The sequence below is a fragment of the Cryptosporangium aurantiacum genome (assembly GCF_900143005.1).
Taxonomy (GTDB): Bacteria; Actinomycetota; Actinomycetes; order Mycobacteriales; family Cryptosporangiaceae; genus Cryptosporangium; species Cryptosporangium aurantiacum.
In genome coordinates, this window is record NZ_FRCS01000004.1 from 421,034 (window position 1) to 436,607 (window position 15,574).

The 15,574-nt window shown below is 72.6% G+C and carries 16 protein-coding genes; 1 reads left to right on the plus strand and 15 read right to left on the minus strand.

Annotated elements, in window-relative coordinates:
* Positions 1-18 precede the first annotated feature (18 nt).
* Both BUB75_RS16340 and BUB75_RS16345 read right to left on the minus strand, forming a co-directional pair.
* Positions 19-1,074 carry a hypothetical protein gene (locus tag BUB75_RS16340; RefSeq protein WP_143175242.1) on the minus strand — a complete coding sequence of 352 codons (1,056 nt, stop codon included), beginning with the start codon at positions 1,072-1,074 and terminating at the stop codon, positions 19-21.
* Positions 1,075-1,458: 384 nt separating this feature from the next.
* Positions 1,459-2,274: a hypothetical protein gene (locus BUB75_RS16345; RefSeq protein ID WP_073257982.1), complete on the minus strand. Its 816-nt coding sequence runs from the start codon at positions 2,272-2,274 to the stop codon at positions 1,459-1,461.
* A gap of 207 nt (positions 2,275-2,481) precedes the next feature.
* Between BUB75_RS16345 and BUB75_RS16350 the strand changes: the two genes are divergently transcribed.
* Complete coding sequence (locus BUB75_RS16350) at positions 2,482-3,558, plus strand: hypothetical protein (RefSeq protein ID WP_073257984.1); 1,077 nt, start codon at positions 2,482-2,484, stop codon at positions 3,556-3,558.
* Here BUB75_RS16350 and BUB75_RS16355 read toward each other — a convergent pair.
* The 13 genes from BUB75_RS16355 to BUB75_RS16415 form a co-directional block, all read right to left on the minus strand.
* Complete coding sequence (locus tag BUB75_RS16355) at positions 3,545-4,369, minus strand: MaoC/PaaZ C-terminal domain-containing protein (RefSeq protein ID WP_073257986.1); 825 nt, start codon at positions 4,367-4,369, stop codon at positions 3,545-3,547. The two genes, BUB75_RS16350 and BUB75_RS16355, sit on opposite strands and share 14 nt — an antisense overlap.
* The gene (locus tag BUB75_RS16360) at positions 4,366-4,743 is read right to left on the minus strand and encodes a 4'-phosphopantetheinyl transferase superfamily protein (protein WP_073257988.1); all 378 of its coding nucleotides are present in this window, start codon (positions 4,741-4,743) and stop codon (positions 4,366-4,368) included. Before BUB75_RS16360 ends, BUB75_RS16355 begins: the two co-directional genes overlap by 4 nt.
* On the minus strand, positions 4,740-5,522 hold the full coding sequence (locus BUB75_RS16365) for an alpha/beta fold hydrolase (protein WP_073257990.1): 783 nt from the start codon (positions 5,520-5,522) through the stop codon (positions 4,740-4,742). The genes BUB75_RS16360 and BUB75_RS16365 overlap by 4 nt, the downstream gene beginning before the upstream one ends.
* A gap of 16 nt (positions 5,523-5,538) precedes the next feature.
* On the minus strand, positions 5,539-5,925 hold the full coding sequence (locus BUB75_RS16370; protein ID WP_073257992.1) for a holo-ACP synthase: 387 nt from the start codon (positions 5,923-5,925) through the stop codon (positions 5,539-5,541).
* A complete protein-coding gene (locus tag BUB75_RS16375) occupies positions 5,922-6,842 on the minus strand; it encodes an ACP S-malonyltransferase (RefSeq protein ID WP_073257994.1) in 921 nt (306 codons plus the stop codon). Before BUB75_RS16375 ends, BUB75_RS16370 begins: the two co-directional genes overlap by 4 nt.
* A 13-nt stretch (positions 6,843-6,855) precedes the next feature.
* On the minus strand, positions 6,856-7,611 hold the full coding sequence (locus tag BUB75_RS16380; protein WP_073257996.1) for a nitroreductase family protein: 756 nt from the start codon (positions 7,609-7,611) through the stop codon (positions 6,856-6,858).
* Positions 7,608-9,911: a beta-ketoacyl-[acyl-carrier-protein] synthase family protein gene (locus BUB75_RS16385; protein WP_073257998.1), complete on the minus strand. Its 2,304-nt coding sequence runs from the start codon at positions 9,909-9,911 to the stop codon at positions 7,608-7,610. The genes BUB75_RS16380 and BUB75_RS16385 overlap by 4 nt, the downstream gene beginning before the upstream one ends.
* 4 nt (positions 9,912-9,915) lie before the next feature.
* Positions 9,916-11,010, minus strand: a complete 1,095-nt coding sequence (locus BUB75_RS16390) for an aminomethyltransferase family protein (protein ID WP_073258000.1) — start codon at positions 11,008-11,010, stop codon at positions 9,916-9,918.
* Positions 11,007-11,315: an acyl carrier protein gene (locus BUB75_RS16395; RefSeq protein ID WP_073258002.1), complete on the minus strand. Its 309-nt coding sequence runs from the start codon at positions 11,313-11,315 to the stop codon at positions 11,007-11,009. The genes BUB75_RS16390 and BUB75_RS16395 overlap by 4 nt, the downstream gene beginning before the upstream one ends.
* The gene (locus BUB75_RS16400; RefSeq protein ID WP_073258004.1) at positions 11,312-12,178 is read right to left on the minus strand and encodes a 3-oxoacyl-ACP reductase family protein; all 867 of its coding nucleotides are present in this window, start codon (positions 12,176-12,178) and stop codon (positions 11,312-11,314) included. The genes BUB75_RS16395 and BUB75_RS16400 overlap by 4 nt, the downstream gene beginning before the upstream one ends.
* 198 nt (positions 12,179-12,376) lie before the next feature.
* Entirely contained in the window at positions 12,377-13,603 is a 1,227-nt protein-coding gene (locus tag BUB75_RS16405; protein ID WP_218617557.1) for a beta-ketoacyl-[acyl-carrier-protein] synthase family protein, read from the minus strand.
* 142 nt (positions 13,604-13,745) lie between these two features.
* A complete protein-coding gene (locus BUB75_RS16410; RefSeq protein WP_143175244.1) occupies positions 13,746-14,783 on the minus strand; it encodes an S-adenosylmethionine:tRNA ribosyltransferase-isomerase in 1,038 nt (345 codons plus the stop codon).
* Complete coding sequence (locus BUB75_RS16415; protein WP_073258006.1) at positions 14,780-15,493, minus strand: SDR family NAD(P)-dependent oxidoreductase; 714 nt, start codon at positions 15,491-15,493, stop codon at positions 14,780-14,782. The genes BUB75_RS16410 and BUB75_RS16415 overlap by 4 nt, the downstream gene beginning before the upstream one ends.
* Positions 15,494-15,574: the final 81 nt, after the last annotated feature.

Below are 15,574 nucleotides of genomic sequence, written 5' to 3' on the forward strand. Positions count from 1 at the left end.
CACGGCACTCGGCTTCACTCAGGTGAGCGAGCAACCGGACACGACCAAGATCGCGATCTTCACCGCCTCACGCTGCCGCTCGTGCGAGCTCTCCTTGTCCGAGTCGTTGTCGACGGCGAGTTCGATCCGGACGATGATCGCCACGCGCTGGATCTCCAGCGGGTTGATGACGTTGTCCCGGACGTACTCCGCGTCGGCGTTCTCCGCCTCGGCGAGCGCTTCCTCCGCTGCGGCCTCGTCCTCGGCGAGCGCCTCCTCGTTCGCGTCGACGACCTCCTGCGCGTCCTCGGGCAGCTCACCCGCCGCGGCGTCGGCCGACTCCGAGGCCTCCACGGACTCGGTCGCCTCCACCGACTCGGTCGCCCCCGCCGGCTCCGAGGACTCGGCGGCCTCCGCGGACTCGGCAGCTTCCGCGGCTTCCGCGGCCTCCGGGACGTACGCCCCGACGTCCTGACACTGGATCAGCCCCGGGTCCGCCGCAGCCGGGTCCTCCGTCGCCGCGGGGTCTTCGGTAGCAGCAGGATCCTCGGTAGCGGCCGGGTCCTCCGTCGCCGCCGGATCGTCCGCCGCGGCACCGTGCTCCGCAGCCGCCGCGTCGTCCGCAGCAGCAGGATCCTCGGTAGCGGCCGGGTCATCCGTCGCCGCCGGGTCCTCGGTGGCCGCCGGATCGTCGGTTGCCGCCGGGTCCTCGGTGGCCGACGGGTCCGCGCTCGCGGCCGCATCCGCCGGCTCGACGGCGCACTCCCCCAACGCCTCTTCATCAAGATCAGGCGCCTCGGCCGCCCGGCCGATCGCGATCTCGATGCGCTGGATCGCCGCCTGCCGCTTCGACGCGAGCGGGCCGAGGATCGCGTTCTGGACGAAGTTCGCCCCGCCCTGGCCGACCGTCGACTCGAGCCGCGCCTGCGCCTCGGCGACCTGCGTCTCCAGCAGAGCGACGTTCCGCGCGACCTCGTTCTGGGCCTGCTCCGGCACCTCGGTCAGTTCACCCGCCACGTCCGGGCAGACGATCTGGTCGGCCGCGGGGTCGGCCGTGGCGCTCACCGTCGCGGTGGCTTCCGCGTTCGAATCCATGCTCGCGGACGACACGCCGACCATCGCTGCGGCCGTCAGCGCGAGCGCTGTTCCGCCGACGGCGACGCCTATCGCCCACCCCGACCGTCCTGATTGTTTTCGCAATTCCGCTCTCCCTTTGCGTGGCACCCGGAAGGGCCTCCATGCGCCCACGCAATCCAGAACGGGGACCCGTCCGCGGGGGTTCAGCAAAATCGGAAAAATGAATAGTGAGTCGCCGGAACCATGAAGAAAGGGGTCAAGCGGCTCACGAAAAATTGCGCACACAAACGCAGGGAGCATCGCCGGCGGGGTGACCGGCGATGCTCCCTGGGATGGCCTGAGCCCGGTAACCGGGATCAGATCACGCGGACCGCCACAGACCGCGTAATCGTACTTCCGAACTCAGGCGAGTGAACAGACCGACAGCGCAGCGACATCCAGCTCGGGGCGCGCAGCGTGCCGACCGATCGAGATTTGGATTCGGTCGATGGTGGCTGCTCGCTTTCCGGCGAGCGGCCCAAGAATTGCATTTTGGACGAAGTTCGGTCCTCCTTCTCCCGCGGACGTCACAAGTCGGTTCTCGGCCTCACTGATCTGCGTCTCGAGCAACGCCAGATTGCGCTCCACCTCCGCCTGTGCCTGCGCCGGTACAGCCGGCAGCTCACTCTCCACGTCGGGGCACGAGATGCTCTGAGCAGCAGCGTCGTCCCCGTTATCCGCATCGTCTGCAGCCGGTGCGGACGTCTGCGGCGCCGTCGGCGCCTCGGTCGTCGGTGCGGTGGTCGCCGGAGCGGCACCGCCGTCTTCCACGGTGCAGGTCGACAGCTCGGCGATCGGCAGGTTCGGACGCGGGGCGGTGCGTCCGATCGCGATCGCGATGCGGTCGATCGCCGCTCCGCGTTTCGAGGCCAGCGGACCCAGGATCGCGTTCTGCACGAAGTTGGGGCCACCCTGGCCGACCGTTGATTCCAATCGATTCTGCGCTTCCGAAATCTGCGTTTGCAGCAACGTCAGATTCCGGTCGACCTCGGCTTGTGCCGAGGCCGGAATGGCGGGTAGTCGACTCGCGACGTCCGGACAGGTGATCTGCCCCACAGACGCTGTTTCGCTCTCCTCGCTCGCCGACGAAACACCCACCATAGCCGCGCCGGTCAGCGCGAGCGTGACACCACCGATGACAACGCCCAAGGTCCAACCTGACCGACCATGTTTACGCATTCGTTCTCCTGAGTCCGGCGCACCCGGATGGGCTTCGGAGGTGCCCACGCCCTTCAGACGGAAAGGCGCGGCGTCCGGTTCAGCGGGAATTCGAGAACGGTGGGAAAGCGCGCCGACCAGCCGGAACGCGTCCGACCCGGCAACCGCACGGCGGTGCCCGACCGTCATCCTGGAGGGGCAACGTCCCAGCCCGGAGGTCGGCCCCCCATGCAGCGAACCCGTACACACCGCCTGGCGGCGATCCTGGCGATCGTGATCGCGGTGCTGACGGTGACCGCATCGCCGGCCAGCGCGCACAGCGCCGACGCCAGACCCGAGGCGAGCGACTACCGCACCGAGATCACCACGATCAGCCCGGACCCGTCCGGCGTCACGGTTCGTGTCGTCGAGAACGGCGCCCGGCTCGAGCTCCGCAGCCGCACCGACGAGGACGTCGAGGTTCGCGGCTACTCCGGCGAGCCGTACCTGCGGATCTCGCCGGATGGCGTCTGGACCAACACCCGCTCACCGGCGACCTGGATCAACGCCACCGCCGACGGCAAGAGCCCGGTACCGGCGAGCGCCCGTGTCGACACCGCGGCCGCTCCCGAGTGGAAGAAGATCGGCTCGGAGCCGGTCGTCCGCTGGCACGACCACCGCTCGCACTGGATGAGCACCAGCCCTCCGCCGGCCGTCACCGCGGCGCCGGACTCGCCGCACCGGATCGCGTCCTGGACGGTCGCGCTCGTCGTCGCCGGCACGCCGACCACGGTGAGCGGCACGCTGGACTACGAACCGCCACCGGCCACCCCGCTGTGGTGGGTGACGGTCGTGCTGGTGGCTGCGGCCCTGTTCGCGCTCACCTACTTCGCCGGGGGACGCCCGGCAGCGCGCCATCTCGTCACGGCAGCCCTCGGGGTGGCCGCCGTGGCCGAGATCGCCGATGCGGTCGGTCGCACGATCACCGAGGGCGCCACCGGCTTCGGTGTGGTGACCGGTGTGCTCACCGGGCAGGGCGTCGGCGTGCTGGTGTCGCTGGCCGCGCTGGTGGCCGCCGTGCTGGCGAGCCGGGGCTGGGAGGCCGGTCCGTTCGCGGTCGCGTTCGGCGGGGTGTGCCTGGCGCTGCTGGGCGGGCTCCCGGACTACGAGACGTTCGCCCACGCGGTGCCGCCGGTGCCGTGGCCGGGGCTGGTCGCTCGCCTGCTGACCGTGGCCGTGCTCGGGTTCTCGGTCGGCGCCGCGCTGAGCGGGTGGTGGTGGCTTCTGCACGCCCGCCGAGTGAACACCGCACTCAGCCAGACCTGAGGCACCCCGCGCGCAGCACCGGGCGGCGTCGGCGGTTCAGCACCTCGAACCCGGCACCGACGCCGGTCGGGTACCAGCGCACGGTCAGCACGTCGCCGGGGAAGACCGGGCGGGCGAACTCGGTGGTCAGCCGCCCCACCTCGGCGCCGGGCACCTCGTGCTCCAGCGCGTGGCAGGTCAGCGCCAGCGTGCACAGGCCGTGCAGGATCGGCGCGGCGAACCCGATCCGGCGCGCCGCTGCGGCGTCCAGGTGGATCGGGTTGCGGTCGCCGGTGGCGTCCGCGTACCGCACGGCCTGGTCGCGGTCGACGGTCACGGTCAGCGCACGCTCCGGGCCGACGGCGGGGTCCGGCAGCTCGGCGCCGGGTTGCGGCTCGGTGAACGGGTTCTCAGCGGACGACCCTGCGACGAGGAACGTGCCGGACTGTTCGGCCAGCCGCTGCCCGTCCGGGCTGGACGCCGTTCCCTGCAGTTCCACCGTCGCGCCTTGCGGTGTGTGCCGGAGGGCTACGACCCCGGCGTCCACCAGCACGTGCGAGCCCGCGCGGACGGGTGCGTGGAGCACGATCGAGTGACCGAGGTGCACCAGCCGGCCGGTGACCCGGTCGCCGAGGAACTCGGTGAAGAAGTCCCGGGCCACCGCCCCGAACGGGACGCAGGTCCAGACCGGGGACGCCACGTCGCCGGCCAGCCGGTCGGGCCGCTGGTCGGCCGTCGCCGCCGCGTACCGGGCCAGGCCGGACCGTTCGGCCACTCCACGGTGCGATCCCCGCCAGCCGCGCAGCGCCGAGCCGTCCAGGACGATCGTCACGGCCCCATCACCACCGCCGCGTAGACGTGCCCGTCCGCGGCGCCCCAGCGGCCGACGCCCGAGAACGCGCCGGGCCAGTCGACGCGGACGCCGGAGAACGACGTCAGCCCGACCCCGTCGACCAGCGCGTCCAGCACCGGGCTGACCGCGTCCGACGGCGTGACCGATACCCCGCTCCACCGGAACCCGGGCGGGCGGCCGCCGACCGCCTTGACCGTGGCTTCCTTCACCGCGAACAGCGCGGCGACCCGCACCGTGCTCGCCGCCCAGGAAGCCTCGGCCGGCGAGCCGATCGTCCGACGCAGCCGGCCGCCGTACCGCGCGACCAGCCGCGCGACCCGATCGACCTCCACGACGTCAATCCCGACGCTCATGCGACGTAGGGCCGGGCGACGCAGTAGTCGAGGAACGCGGTCAGGTCGGCGTGGTACTCATCGGCCCGCTCGTACATCGGCGCGTGTCCGCAGCGGTCGTAGACGACCAGCCGCGCGTCGGACAGCGTCGGCACCGCGCGCTCCCACGGCTCGACCGGGGTGATCGCGTCGTTGCGTCCCCAGGCGAACAGCTTCGGGCAGGTCAGCGTCGGCAGCACCTTCTTCGTCGGGTAGCCGCGGACCGCCGCGAGCGCGGAGAGCAGCGTCTCCATCCCGTGCGGGCGGAACACCTCGTCGATCGTCTCCCGGTAGCGCTGCTGGTCGATCTCGTACTGCTCCGGCTCGTGCAGCAGCAACTTGACGAAGATGTCCGCGGCCTCGTCGGGGTGACGCACCCGACGGAGCAGTTGGCGGCCGAAGACCTGGTTGGCCTGTTTGTCCAGGCCGGGTGCGCCGCTGGCCACGATCCCGGCGACCGCGTCCGGGTGCGCGCGGGCCATCTGGAACGCGATCAGCGCGCCGAGCGAGTCGCCGCAGAACACCATCGGACCGCTGACGTGCTCGCGGCAGGCGGCCAGCACCTGGGTGGCGACCCGCTCCACCGAGCGGGCGGTCTTGCGGTCCAGCGACACCACCGACTCGCCGAACCGCACGACCGGCCAGCCGTCGGCGTTCAGCCGCTCCCACGTCCGGTCCCAGAGCCAGTCACCGACGAAGAGGGCCGGTAGCAGAACGACGGTCACCGGGCGGTCGGCCGGGGCGTACCTCGTCGTGAACAACGGGGCTCCTTACAGGTCAGCGGCGGACGGCGAGTGCCACCGCGACGGTTCGGGCGTGGCTGATCGAGACGGTCACCGACTCGCCCGGTGCGAGCCGGTCGGGAAGTGCGCCGCGCAGCCGGACGGCCGGCGGGTGGGAGGCGGTGCAGCGCGCCGGGTCCGGGCAGCGGACGGCGTCCGGCAGCACCTCGACGTCGGCCCAGCGGACGCCGTCCGGGGCGCCCAACGCGGCCAGCACCGCACGCTTGGCCGCGAGCAGCCCCGCCGCGCGCCCGAGCCCCGGCCGCTCGGCGCAGCGCAGCCGCTCGGCGGCGGTGAACACCTCCTCCACCGGACGGCCGTCGAGCAGCGCGGCAACGGACCCCCGGGGTGGGACCGCCACGGTGACACACGTGCTGGTCACGTCGGGGCCAGCGTGGTGAGTCGGCGGAAGGCGCGGGGATCGGACAGCGACACGCACGGCACGCCGGGGACGATCGCGCGGGCCAGGACCGTGAGCACCTTGCTGTCCCCGGCCTCGACCAGCCGCCGCACGCCGAGCGCCGCGATGCCGCTCACCACGTCGGTCCACCGCACCGGCGCGGTCAGCTGCTCGACGACGGCGCGCTGAATGGCGTCCACCGAAGAGACCGAAGCACCGGGGACGTTCAGGAACAGCGGGACCGACGGCGGGCGCAGCCCGGCGGCGGCGACGACCGCGCGCCACTCATCGGTCGCCTCCGCCATCAACGGCGAGTGGAAGGCGCTGCTGACGACGAGGCGGGTGACTTTTCGCGCCCCCGCTGCGGTGGCGCGATCGGATGCGGTGGCCACCGACTCGGCCGCGCCCGAGATGACCACGTTGGACGGACCGTTGAGCAGCGCGGGGACCACCGGCCCCGGCACGTCGGCGCAGATCTCCGCCACCCGGTCGAGGTCCAGCCCGATCACCGCGGCCATCGCCCCCGGCGTCCGGACCCGGCCCATCAGCGCTCCCCGCGCTGCGACGAGCCGGAAGCCCTCCTCCAGCGGCAGCACACCGGCGGCGCAGAGCGCGTTGAGCTCGCCGACGCTGTGCCCGGCGACCGCGTCCGGAACGGAACCCCGTTCGCCCAGCGCCGCAGCAGCCACCGCGTTCACGGTGAACACCGCCACCTGCGTGTTCTGCGTCAGCGTCAGCTCGCGCTCCGGCCCGCGGAAGCAGAGCGCGCGCAGGTCACGGCCGAGCACCGCGGAGCCGGTGTCGAACACCGCGGCAGCGGCCTTCGAGGCTCGCTCCAGCCAGTGCCCCATCCCGACGCGTTGCGTCCCCTGCCCGGGAAAGAGAAACCCGATGCTCACCCCAATCCCCCTGTCAACGCTGTCCCTGCCAGGTGTTCCAGGAGATCCGCCGCTCCAGCGGCGCCCGCTTGGCCGGCCGGAACACGGTCTTCGTGGTGTGGGCGACCGGCACCAGGCAGGTCTGGGTGACGCCGTCCGGGATGCCCAGCGCCGCCGCGACGTCGTCCTCCCAGCCCAGGTGCATGCAGGTGAGCACCGACCCGAGCCCCCGGCTGCGCAGCGCCAGCTGGAACGACCACACGGCCGGGTAGATCGAGCCCCAGAACGCCGCGGTGAACTCCGAGTACGGCCGCGGGTACGCCATCGGCCCCGGCGGACGAGTGCCGGGGCGCTCGGGCATCGCCAGGTCCTCCGGGCGCGGCCCGACGATGCACGGGATGACGTGCACCGGGATCGCCGCCAGGTGCTCGGGCAGCCACTCCGCGGACGCCACGGTGCGGCCGGCCTCGCCGGTGGCCTTGGCCCAGCGGCGGGTCCGTCGGGCCACCCCGCGGGAGTGGAACTCCCAGGAGCGGCGGTACGCGTCGGCCAGCAGCGCGCGCTTGTCCGGGTCGGTGATCACCAGCCAGTGCCAGCGCTGCTCGTTGTGCGCGGTCGGGGCCTGCAACGCCAGCCGGAGGCAGTCCTCGATCACCTGCGGCTCGACCGGCCGGTTCAGGTCGAGGCTCCGCCGCACCGCCCGGGTCGTGGTGAGCAGCCAGTCGATCACGTCGAGCTCGTCCTCGGTCGGTCGCCCGTCGACGCGCGCGCCACCCACGATCGTCGTCATCCGACCGACGCCAGAACGGCCGCGCCGAACGTCGAGTTCGGACTCGTCGCGGTCGCGACGACCCGCCGGAGGCCGGATCCCGTCCCCGGTTCGGTGACGTGTGCCAGGGCGACGTCGGGCAGCGGCTCGACCAGGTTGACCGTCGGCGGCACCAGTCCCTCGGCGAGGGCGACGGCGCCGACCAGCAGGTTCACCGCACCGGAGGCCGCTTCGCACTCACCGGTGATCGACTTCGGAGCAGTCACGGACGTCCGCGAACTGAACACCGCACCGAGGGCACGCGCCTCGACGACGTCGTACGCCGACCCGGACCCCGACCCGACACACAGATCGACGTCGTCCGGAGTCGTCGCCGCCCGGCTCAACGCCCGCCGCAGCACGTCGGTCTCCCGGCCCGCCGACGAGTGCGCGACACCGGTCACCTCGCAGTACGCCCGCCCGCCCCGGGCGGCGACGGTTTCGGCGGGTTCCAGCACCAGCGCGACCGACGCGGCACCGAGTACCGGCCCGGCGCGGCCCCGGTCGTACGGACGCGCAACACCGTCCGGGGCCAGTGCCTCGCGCTTGGCCCGCTCCCGCAGTACCGGCTCGCAGAGGTCGTCGGCGGCGAGCAGGAGCATCCGCTCGGCCTGCCCGGTGCGCAGGAACCAGAGCGCGGCGTCCAGCCCGAGGATCGCCGACGACCCGCCGGACGCCACGGTCGTCGTCGGTCCGCGCAGGCTCAGCGCCTGGCACACCGCACCGCCGGGCGCGTTGATCGTCGCGCCGGAGAACAGCAGCGCGCTCGGGCCCTCGCCGCGCTCGGCGGCGGTGGCCAGCGTGTACGTGCTGCGGATCGGGCCGTAGCCGGTGGCGAACACCAGCCCGGTGGTGTCCCGGCCGGACCGCGAGGCCGGGAGCTTCGCGTCGTTCCAGGCCGCCACCGCAGCCGCCAGCGCCTGCCTGGCGAACGCGTCCATGTGCCGCCAGAGCCCCGGTGCGGCCAGCGGGCGTCCGGTCAGCGGCGGCGGCTCGACCCCGTAGCCGTCGAGGTGCTCGAGCCGCCGGATCCAGGACTCGCCGGACGTCAGCCCGGCGCGCCAGGCGTCCAGGCCGACGCCGGTTCCGCCGACCGCGCCGAGGCCGGAGACCACGATCCGTCCGTCGGTCAGCGGCGGACGGTCCGCTTTCCGGCCGGGGCGAGTGAGCACCAGCGAGCAGTTGTTGCCGCCGAACGCGTAGTTGTTGGAGACCGTGACCTCGACGTCCGCCGGGCGGCCCCGGTTGGGCACGAAGTCCATCGCGGTCGGGTACGGCTCGCGGAAGCCGACCGTCGGCGGCACGGTTCCGGTGTGGACGGCCAGCACGCAGGCCACGGCCTCGATCGCACCGGACGCGCCGAGGCTGTGCCCGATCGCCGACTTCGTGCCGCTGATCGGGACCCGGCTGACCCGGTCGCCGAACAGCGTCGCCATGGCTTTTTTCTCCATCGTGTCGTTGGCAGGCGTGCCGGTGCCGTGGCCGTTGACGTAGGAGACGTCGTCGACGGTGAGACCGGCGTCGGCGAGGCCGCGACGGACCGCGCTGATCGCGCCGCGCCCGGACGGATCGGGCGAGGTGGCGTGGTAGGCGTCGGCGGAGAGGCCGTAGCCGGCGACGTCGGCCAGGATGCGGGCACCGCGGGCTTCGGCGCGGGCCCGGGTCTCCAGGACGAGGAACGCGGCGCCCTCACCGAGGCTGAGACCGGTCGACTCGCTGTAGGGCGCGGTGGGGCCGGGCGCGACCGCCTGGAGGCTCGCGAACCCGGCCAGCGTCTCGGCCAGCAGGATGTCGACGCCGCCCGCGAGCACGATCTCGGCGGAGCCGTCCCAGAGCAGGTCGCGGCCGGTTCCGACGGCGTTCGCACCGGCGGCACAGGCGGTCGAGATCACGACCCTGGGGCCGGTCAGCGCGAACCGTTCCGCGATCTCGTCGCAGGTCTCGTGGAACGGCGCGTAGGACGCCCTGGAGGCGTCCGGCGTCCCCTGGCACTTACCGAGCACGAGCCCGACCTCGGCTGCTCCCAGCGCAGCCGAGTCCAGACCCGCGTGGTCCAGTGCCTCCCGGGCGGCGACGACGGCCAGCGCGGTGTTCCGCTCGTCATCTCCGACGGGCAGCCACTCGTCCGGCACCACTCCGGCGAAGGCCCCGGCCAGCTCACCGCTCTCCGCACGCACCACCGCACGGCGCCCGGCGACCAGGTTGCTCCAGAACTCCTCGGCGTTCCGGCCGAGCGGGCTGAGGACGCCGACCCCGGTGACGACGACGGGAACCCGGTCCATCGCGCTACCCCTCGGCCTGGGCCGCGTCGAGGATCGCGGTCTCGGACGCCGTGGCCCAGCTGCTCGGGATCACGTACGGCGCCGCGAGCGTGCGCCCGGTCCGTCCGTCGATCACCACGTCGAGGCCGGCGGCCGAGAGCTCGGCCCGGATCCGGGCGAGCCCGAGCACGTCACCGCGGCTCGGGCTGCGCAGCGCCCAGATCACCTGACCGACGGTCTCACCGCCGATGCGAACCTCCGCTCCGACCTCGGGCACGTCCGTTCCGGGCAGGCTCCAGCCGATCGGCAGCGCGGTCGGTCCGGTCTCGAACTCGGCCGCGACCGCGTCCCGCCCGGTGAAGTTCTCCTTGGTGACGTCGATCAGCCAGTTGAACCCGGCTTGCAGCGCCGTCGCCGCGTCCACGGTCTCGCGGTGCAGGCACGGCTGACGGACCTCGAGCATCGCGGTCTCCAGCGCGACCAAACCGGCCGGTACCGCGGCGTCCAGCGCCTCCCAGAGCGCGGGGGCGTCCTCGACGCGGACGAAGAACTTGTAGCCGTACTCGCCGGTGAACCCGGTCCGGGAGACCGCGAGCTCGCCGCCGTTCCACGGAACGACGGTGGTGCCGCCGAACGGCAGCGTGCCCAGGTCCGGGTCGATCGCCCGCTCGACGACCTCGGCGGCGGTCAGGCCTTCGACCAGGACGATCGTCTCGATGCCGCGCAGGTCGGTGATCGTCGCGGAGGCGCCGTGCCCGTCGGCCCGGAGCTTCTCCAGGTGCGCGAGCGTCGTCGACGTGCGCCCGAGCGACGTCTCCAGCCGGTAGCCGTCGTCGGTGAGGTACACCGTGACGAGGTCGACCGGGCGGCCGTCCTCGTCGAGGATCGCGGTCAGCAGCGACTGCTCCGGGGTGACGAACTCCAGGTCCCGCGCGAGCGCGGCCTGCAGCAGGTCGAACGCGTCGTCGCCGGTGAGCTCCAGCAGGCCGGCCGCGGTGAGGTCGAAGCGGGCGGCGGCGCGCCGGATCGCCCCGTACTCGGCGTCCGGGTCGCCGTAGTGCGCCGGGACGGGCGTGCCGTCGACGTCCGCCCACACGGCGGGCACGGTCAGCGCTGTCATGACGCGTCCTCCGTCTCCGCGCGGGTCACCAGCACGCGGTCGACGAACGCGGCGACCGAGCCGAGCAGCGCGCGGTCCTCCTCGTAGACCGCGATGCCGAACTCCGCGTCGATGCCCATCGTCAGCTCCAGCGCGTCCAGGCTGTCGAGCTCCAGGCCGCGGCCGAACAGCGGCTGGTCGTCGGTGATCCAGGCCGGCGGGATCGGCAGCTCCAGGCGTTCGACCAGCATCGACTTCACCCGGCTGGTCAGCTCGTGCCGATACGCGGCGTGCACCAGCGCCGCGTCGAGATCGGCGTCTGTCATGACCGATTTCCTCCGTTCCGAGGGGTAGCGGGTCGGGCGCCGGACATCCGGCGGCGGGACGTGCCGGTCGGCAGCAGGGATTCGTCGGGCATCCGCTGCCGGAGCGCGTGCCCGCCGTCGACCTCGACCACGGTTCCGGTGAGATAGGACGCCCGGTCGGACGCCAGGAACGCGACGACGGACGCGACCTCGGCGGCGTCGGCTCCCCGGGACAGCGGGATCCGGCTGAGCACCATCGTCCGGACCATCGGGTGGAGCTTGCGGGTCATCGCGGTCTCGATCAGTCCCGGCGAGACCACGTTGGCCCGGATGCCGTACGGCGCGAGCTCGGCCGCGATGCTCTTGGTGAACGACGTGACCGCGCCCTTGGAGGCGGCGTAGTTCGCCAGGCCCGGCGCGCCGCCCGCGTTGATCGAGCCCAGCGTGACGATCGCACCGCGCCGGGCGGGCATCATCAGCTTCGCGGCCTCGCGGCAGCAGAGGAACACGCCGGTGACGTTGGTGCGCAGCACGGTCTCGAAGTCCGCGCGGGACATCTGCACGAGCATCGCGTCCTTGGTGATGCCGGCGTTGGCGACCAGGACGTCGAGCCGGCCGAACTCCCCCCGCACGGTCGCGAACATGCGGCGGACGGCGTCCTCGTCGCCGGTGTCGGCGCCGTGCAGAACCGCGGTTCCGCCCCGTTCCTCGATTCGGGCCGCGATCTCCTTCGCCGCGGCCTCGTTGGAGTGGTAGTTGACGACGACGGTCGCGCCCTCGGCGGCGAGTTCCAGCGCGACCGCGGCACCGATGCCGCGTGATCCTCCGGTCACCAGAGCGACGGTTCCCGGCGCGAATAACGAATTCGAAGGCTCCGCGTCCACCTGCGATCTCCCCTGATGATTAGCGCACGTGAATGCCAGAAAGAATGCACGGTCACGGGACGACGGGCCGAGGTTACTCACGAGTCAACCGACGGGTCAAGGGTGCTCGAATTACCCACTTGACGCCCTGCGGTAAGAGATTCCGAATCCACGCGGAGGTACGGAACTTTCCTATTCTTGTTCGCCGACCGGTGACAATTATCGGGCCGGAGTGACCACCAGCGCGGCGTTGTGCCCGCCGAACGCGAACGAGTTCGTCAGCGCGGGCGCCGGTGGCAGCCACCGTGGTTCGCCGGTGACCAGGTCGAGCGCGGCGCCGTCGGTCTGCCGCGAGTGGTTGGCCACCGGCGGCACCGCGCCCTGCTGCACGGACAGCACGGTGACGACGGTCTCGAACGCACCGGAAGCGCCGATCATGTGGCCGGTGACGCCCTTCGGCGCGGTCACCGGCGGTGCCTTCACGCCGAAGCAGCGGAGGATCGCGGCGGCCTCCGCCTCGTCGCCGGCCGGCGTGGACGTGGCGTGGGCGTTCACGTGGCCGACCTCGCGCGGCTCGACGTGCGCGTCGTGCAGTGCGGCCGCCATGCAGTCGGCCGCCAGCCGACCGTCGAGCCGCGGCACGACCATATGGTGAGCATCACAGTTCGTGGCGTAACCGGCCAACTCGGCATAGATCCGAGCGTTCCTGGACAACGCGTGGCTCCACCGCTCCAGCACCAGGAACGCCGCCCCCTCGGCGAGCACAAAACCGTCGCGGGCGGCGTCGAACGGGCGGCTGGCGTCGGCCGGCCGGTCGACCCGCGACGACAGCGCCCCCAACCGGCGGAACGCCTCCACGACCAGCGGCGAGAGGCAGGCCTCCGCACCGCCGGCGAGAACGACGTCGGCCATCCCCGACCGGATCGCCCGGAGCCCCTCCCCGATCGCGACCGTGCTGCTGGCGCACGCGGCCACGTGGGTGGAGACCGGGCCGGTGACGCCGAAGCGCAAGCCGATCCGGGCCGCGGTGGCGCTGGGCATGAGCATCGGCACGGTGTGCGCGGTGAAGCCGTCATGCCCGGCGTCCCACGACTGGGTGAGCGCCTCCGCCGCCGACGCGACGCCCGCACCGCCGGTTCCGAACGTCACCGCCCAGCGGTTGCGGGCGCCGTGCTTGCGCAGTCCGCTGTCGCGGACGGCGTCCACCGCCGCGGCCAGTCCGAGTTCCGCCGTCCGGTCGGCGCCCTGTCTGCCGCGACCGGGGAAATAACTGGCGACGTCGAACTGCGGAACGATTCCGGCCAGATACGGCGTCTCACCGTCGGCGCACCGCCTGGTCAGTGAAACCCCGGCCAGAAGCGCATCGAAAGCAGCGCCGACGGTCGTACCTGCCGGGCTCTTGACGCCGATGCCGGTGACCGCGACACGAATTCGCCCGCCCGTCACGACGGCTCCGCGCAGCGGAATACCAATCGCGCAGGGCAAGATTGTTCGAGTGCGACAGAAAACATCCCCCGACCCCGATTCCCTAGCCGAATTTGCGGCTCACAATAGCGTGGGAACGGGAACGCAATAATGCTTTCGCGACTCAGGGCAAGAGTAGGCAGCTGTCGCCGAATTCGTGCCAGCGGTAGCCCTCGGCGACCGCGGCGCGGTACGCCGCCTGCACGAGCGCCGGGCCCGCGACGGCCTCGAGCAGCAGGAGGTGGGACGCCTCCGGCGTGTGCCACCCGGTGACCAGCCCGTTCACCACGCGCGCCGGGTGGTCCGGTCCGATCACCAGGTCGGTCCAGCCCTCGGTCGCCACGACGCGACCGCCCTCGTCCACCGCGCTCTCCAGCGCCCTGGTCACGGTCGTCCCGACCGCGACCACCCGCCCGCCGGCCTGCCGGACCGACTCGACCTGCCGGGCGGTGGCCGGCGGCACCCGGAACCGCTCGGTCTGCGGGCCCTCCCCGAACTCCTGCGACGAGACGCCGGTGTGCAGTAACACCGGCGCGACGCCGATGCCCCTGGTCACCAGGTCGGTCACCATCCGGTCGGTGAACGGACGCCCGGCGCTGGCCATCTCCGCGCTGCCCGGCTCCCGCGCGAACACCGGCTGGTATTCCGCGAGTGGCCAGCGTCCGTGCAGGTAGCCGTAGGTGATCGGGCGACCGTGCCGGTTGAGCCAGGCCTCCACCGGTCCCTCCAGGACGACGTCCGCTGCCCAGAGCCGGACGCCGGCCGGATGGGCGTCGGCGGGCGCCCGCAGCGTGAGCCGGGCGTCGTCGGGCACCGTGATCCGCTCGCCGGGCCTGGCGTCCAGAACCGGGCCGGAGCCGTCCGGGACCCGTAGTTCGACGATCCACCCACCGCCGGTGGCGCGCGGCGCCGAGAAGTGCACGACGACCGGGGTCCCGTCCGGGCGACGACCGTCCACTGCGGCCGGAAGCGTGCCCGACGTGTTGACGACGACCAGGTCGCCGGGGCGGAGGAACTCCGGCAGCGCGGCGAACCGCGTCGAGGTCAGCCCGGACGGCGTCGCCACCAGCAGCCGCACGCCGTCCCGGGACAGGCCACGCGCTTCCGGCGGAACGGTCGCCTCCGCGTCCGTAGGCAGAGTGAACACCGTCCGGGGTTTCACGCCCCCACCCCCGCCAGCAACTCGGACGCCCGGTACCGCCCGCTCGGCGGCCGTTCGGTCACCAGCCGCAGCAGCGCCGGAACCACGGTCTCCGGCTCCGGACGGTCGGAGATGTCCTCGCCGGGGAACGCTTCCTGGTGCATCGCGGTCCGCATGTCACCGGGGTCGAACGCGTACACCCGGACGTCGGCCCGCTCCACCGCGAGCACCGCGCTGACCTGGTCGAGCGCGGCCTTGCTGGCCCCGTAACCGCCCCAGTGCGGGTACGCCTCGACCGCCGCGTCCGAGCTGACGTTGACGATCGTGCCGTCCACCTCGGCCAGCGACGGCAGCAGCAGCTGGATCAGCCCGACCGGGGCGAGGACGTTGACCGCCAGCACCGACGCCAGCCGGTGGAGCGGGTACTCCGCGATCGGCGGCATCGGGCCGAGCAGGCTCGCGTTGTTCACGAGCAGGTCGACCGTGCTTCCAGCGCCGATCGTGCCGGCGACCCGGGCGAGCACTTCCCGGTGGGCGGGGTCGGCGACGTCGCCGGGCACGGCCAGCACTTGTGTGCCCGGGCCGCCGCGGCTCCGCAGCTCGGCAACCGTCCGTTCGAGAGCGGCGTTGTCCCGTCCGTCGACGACGAGGTCCCAGCCGCGGGCCACCAGAGCCAGCGCGGTGGCCCGTCCGAAACCGCGGGACGCACCGGTGATCAGAGCGACAGGCATGGCTTCCTCCAGTTCGGTCGATGCCAGTACGGTAGGAAGTGAAGTTGACTTCAGGTCAAGGTCTCGGGAGGCGGATGTCGT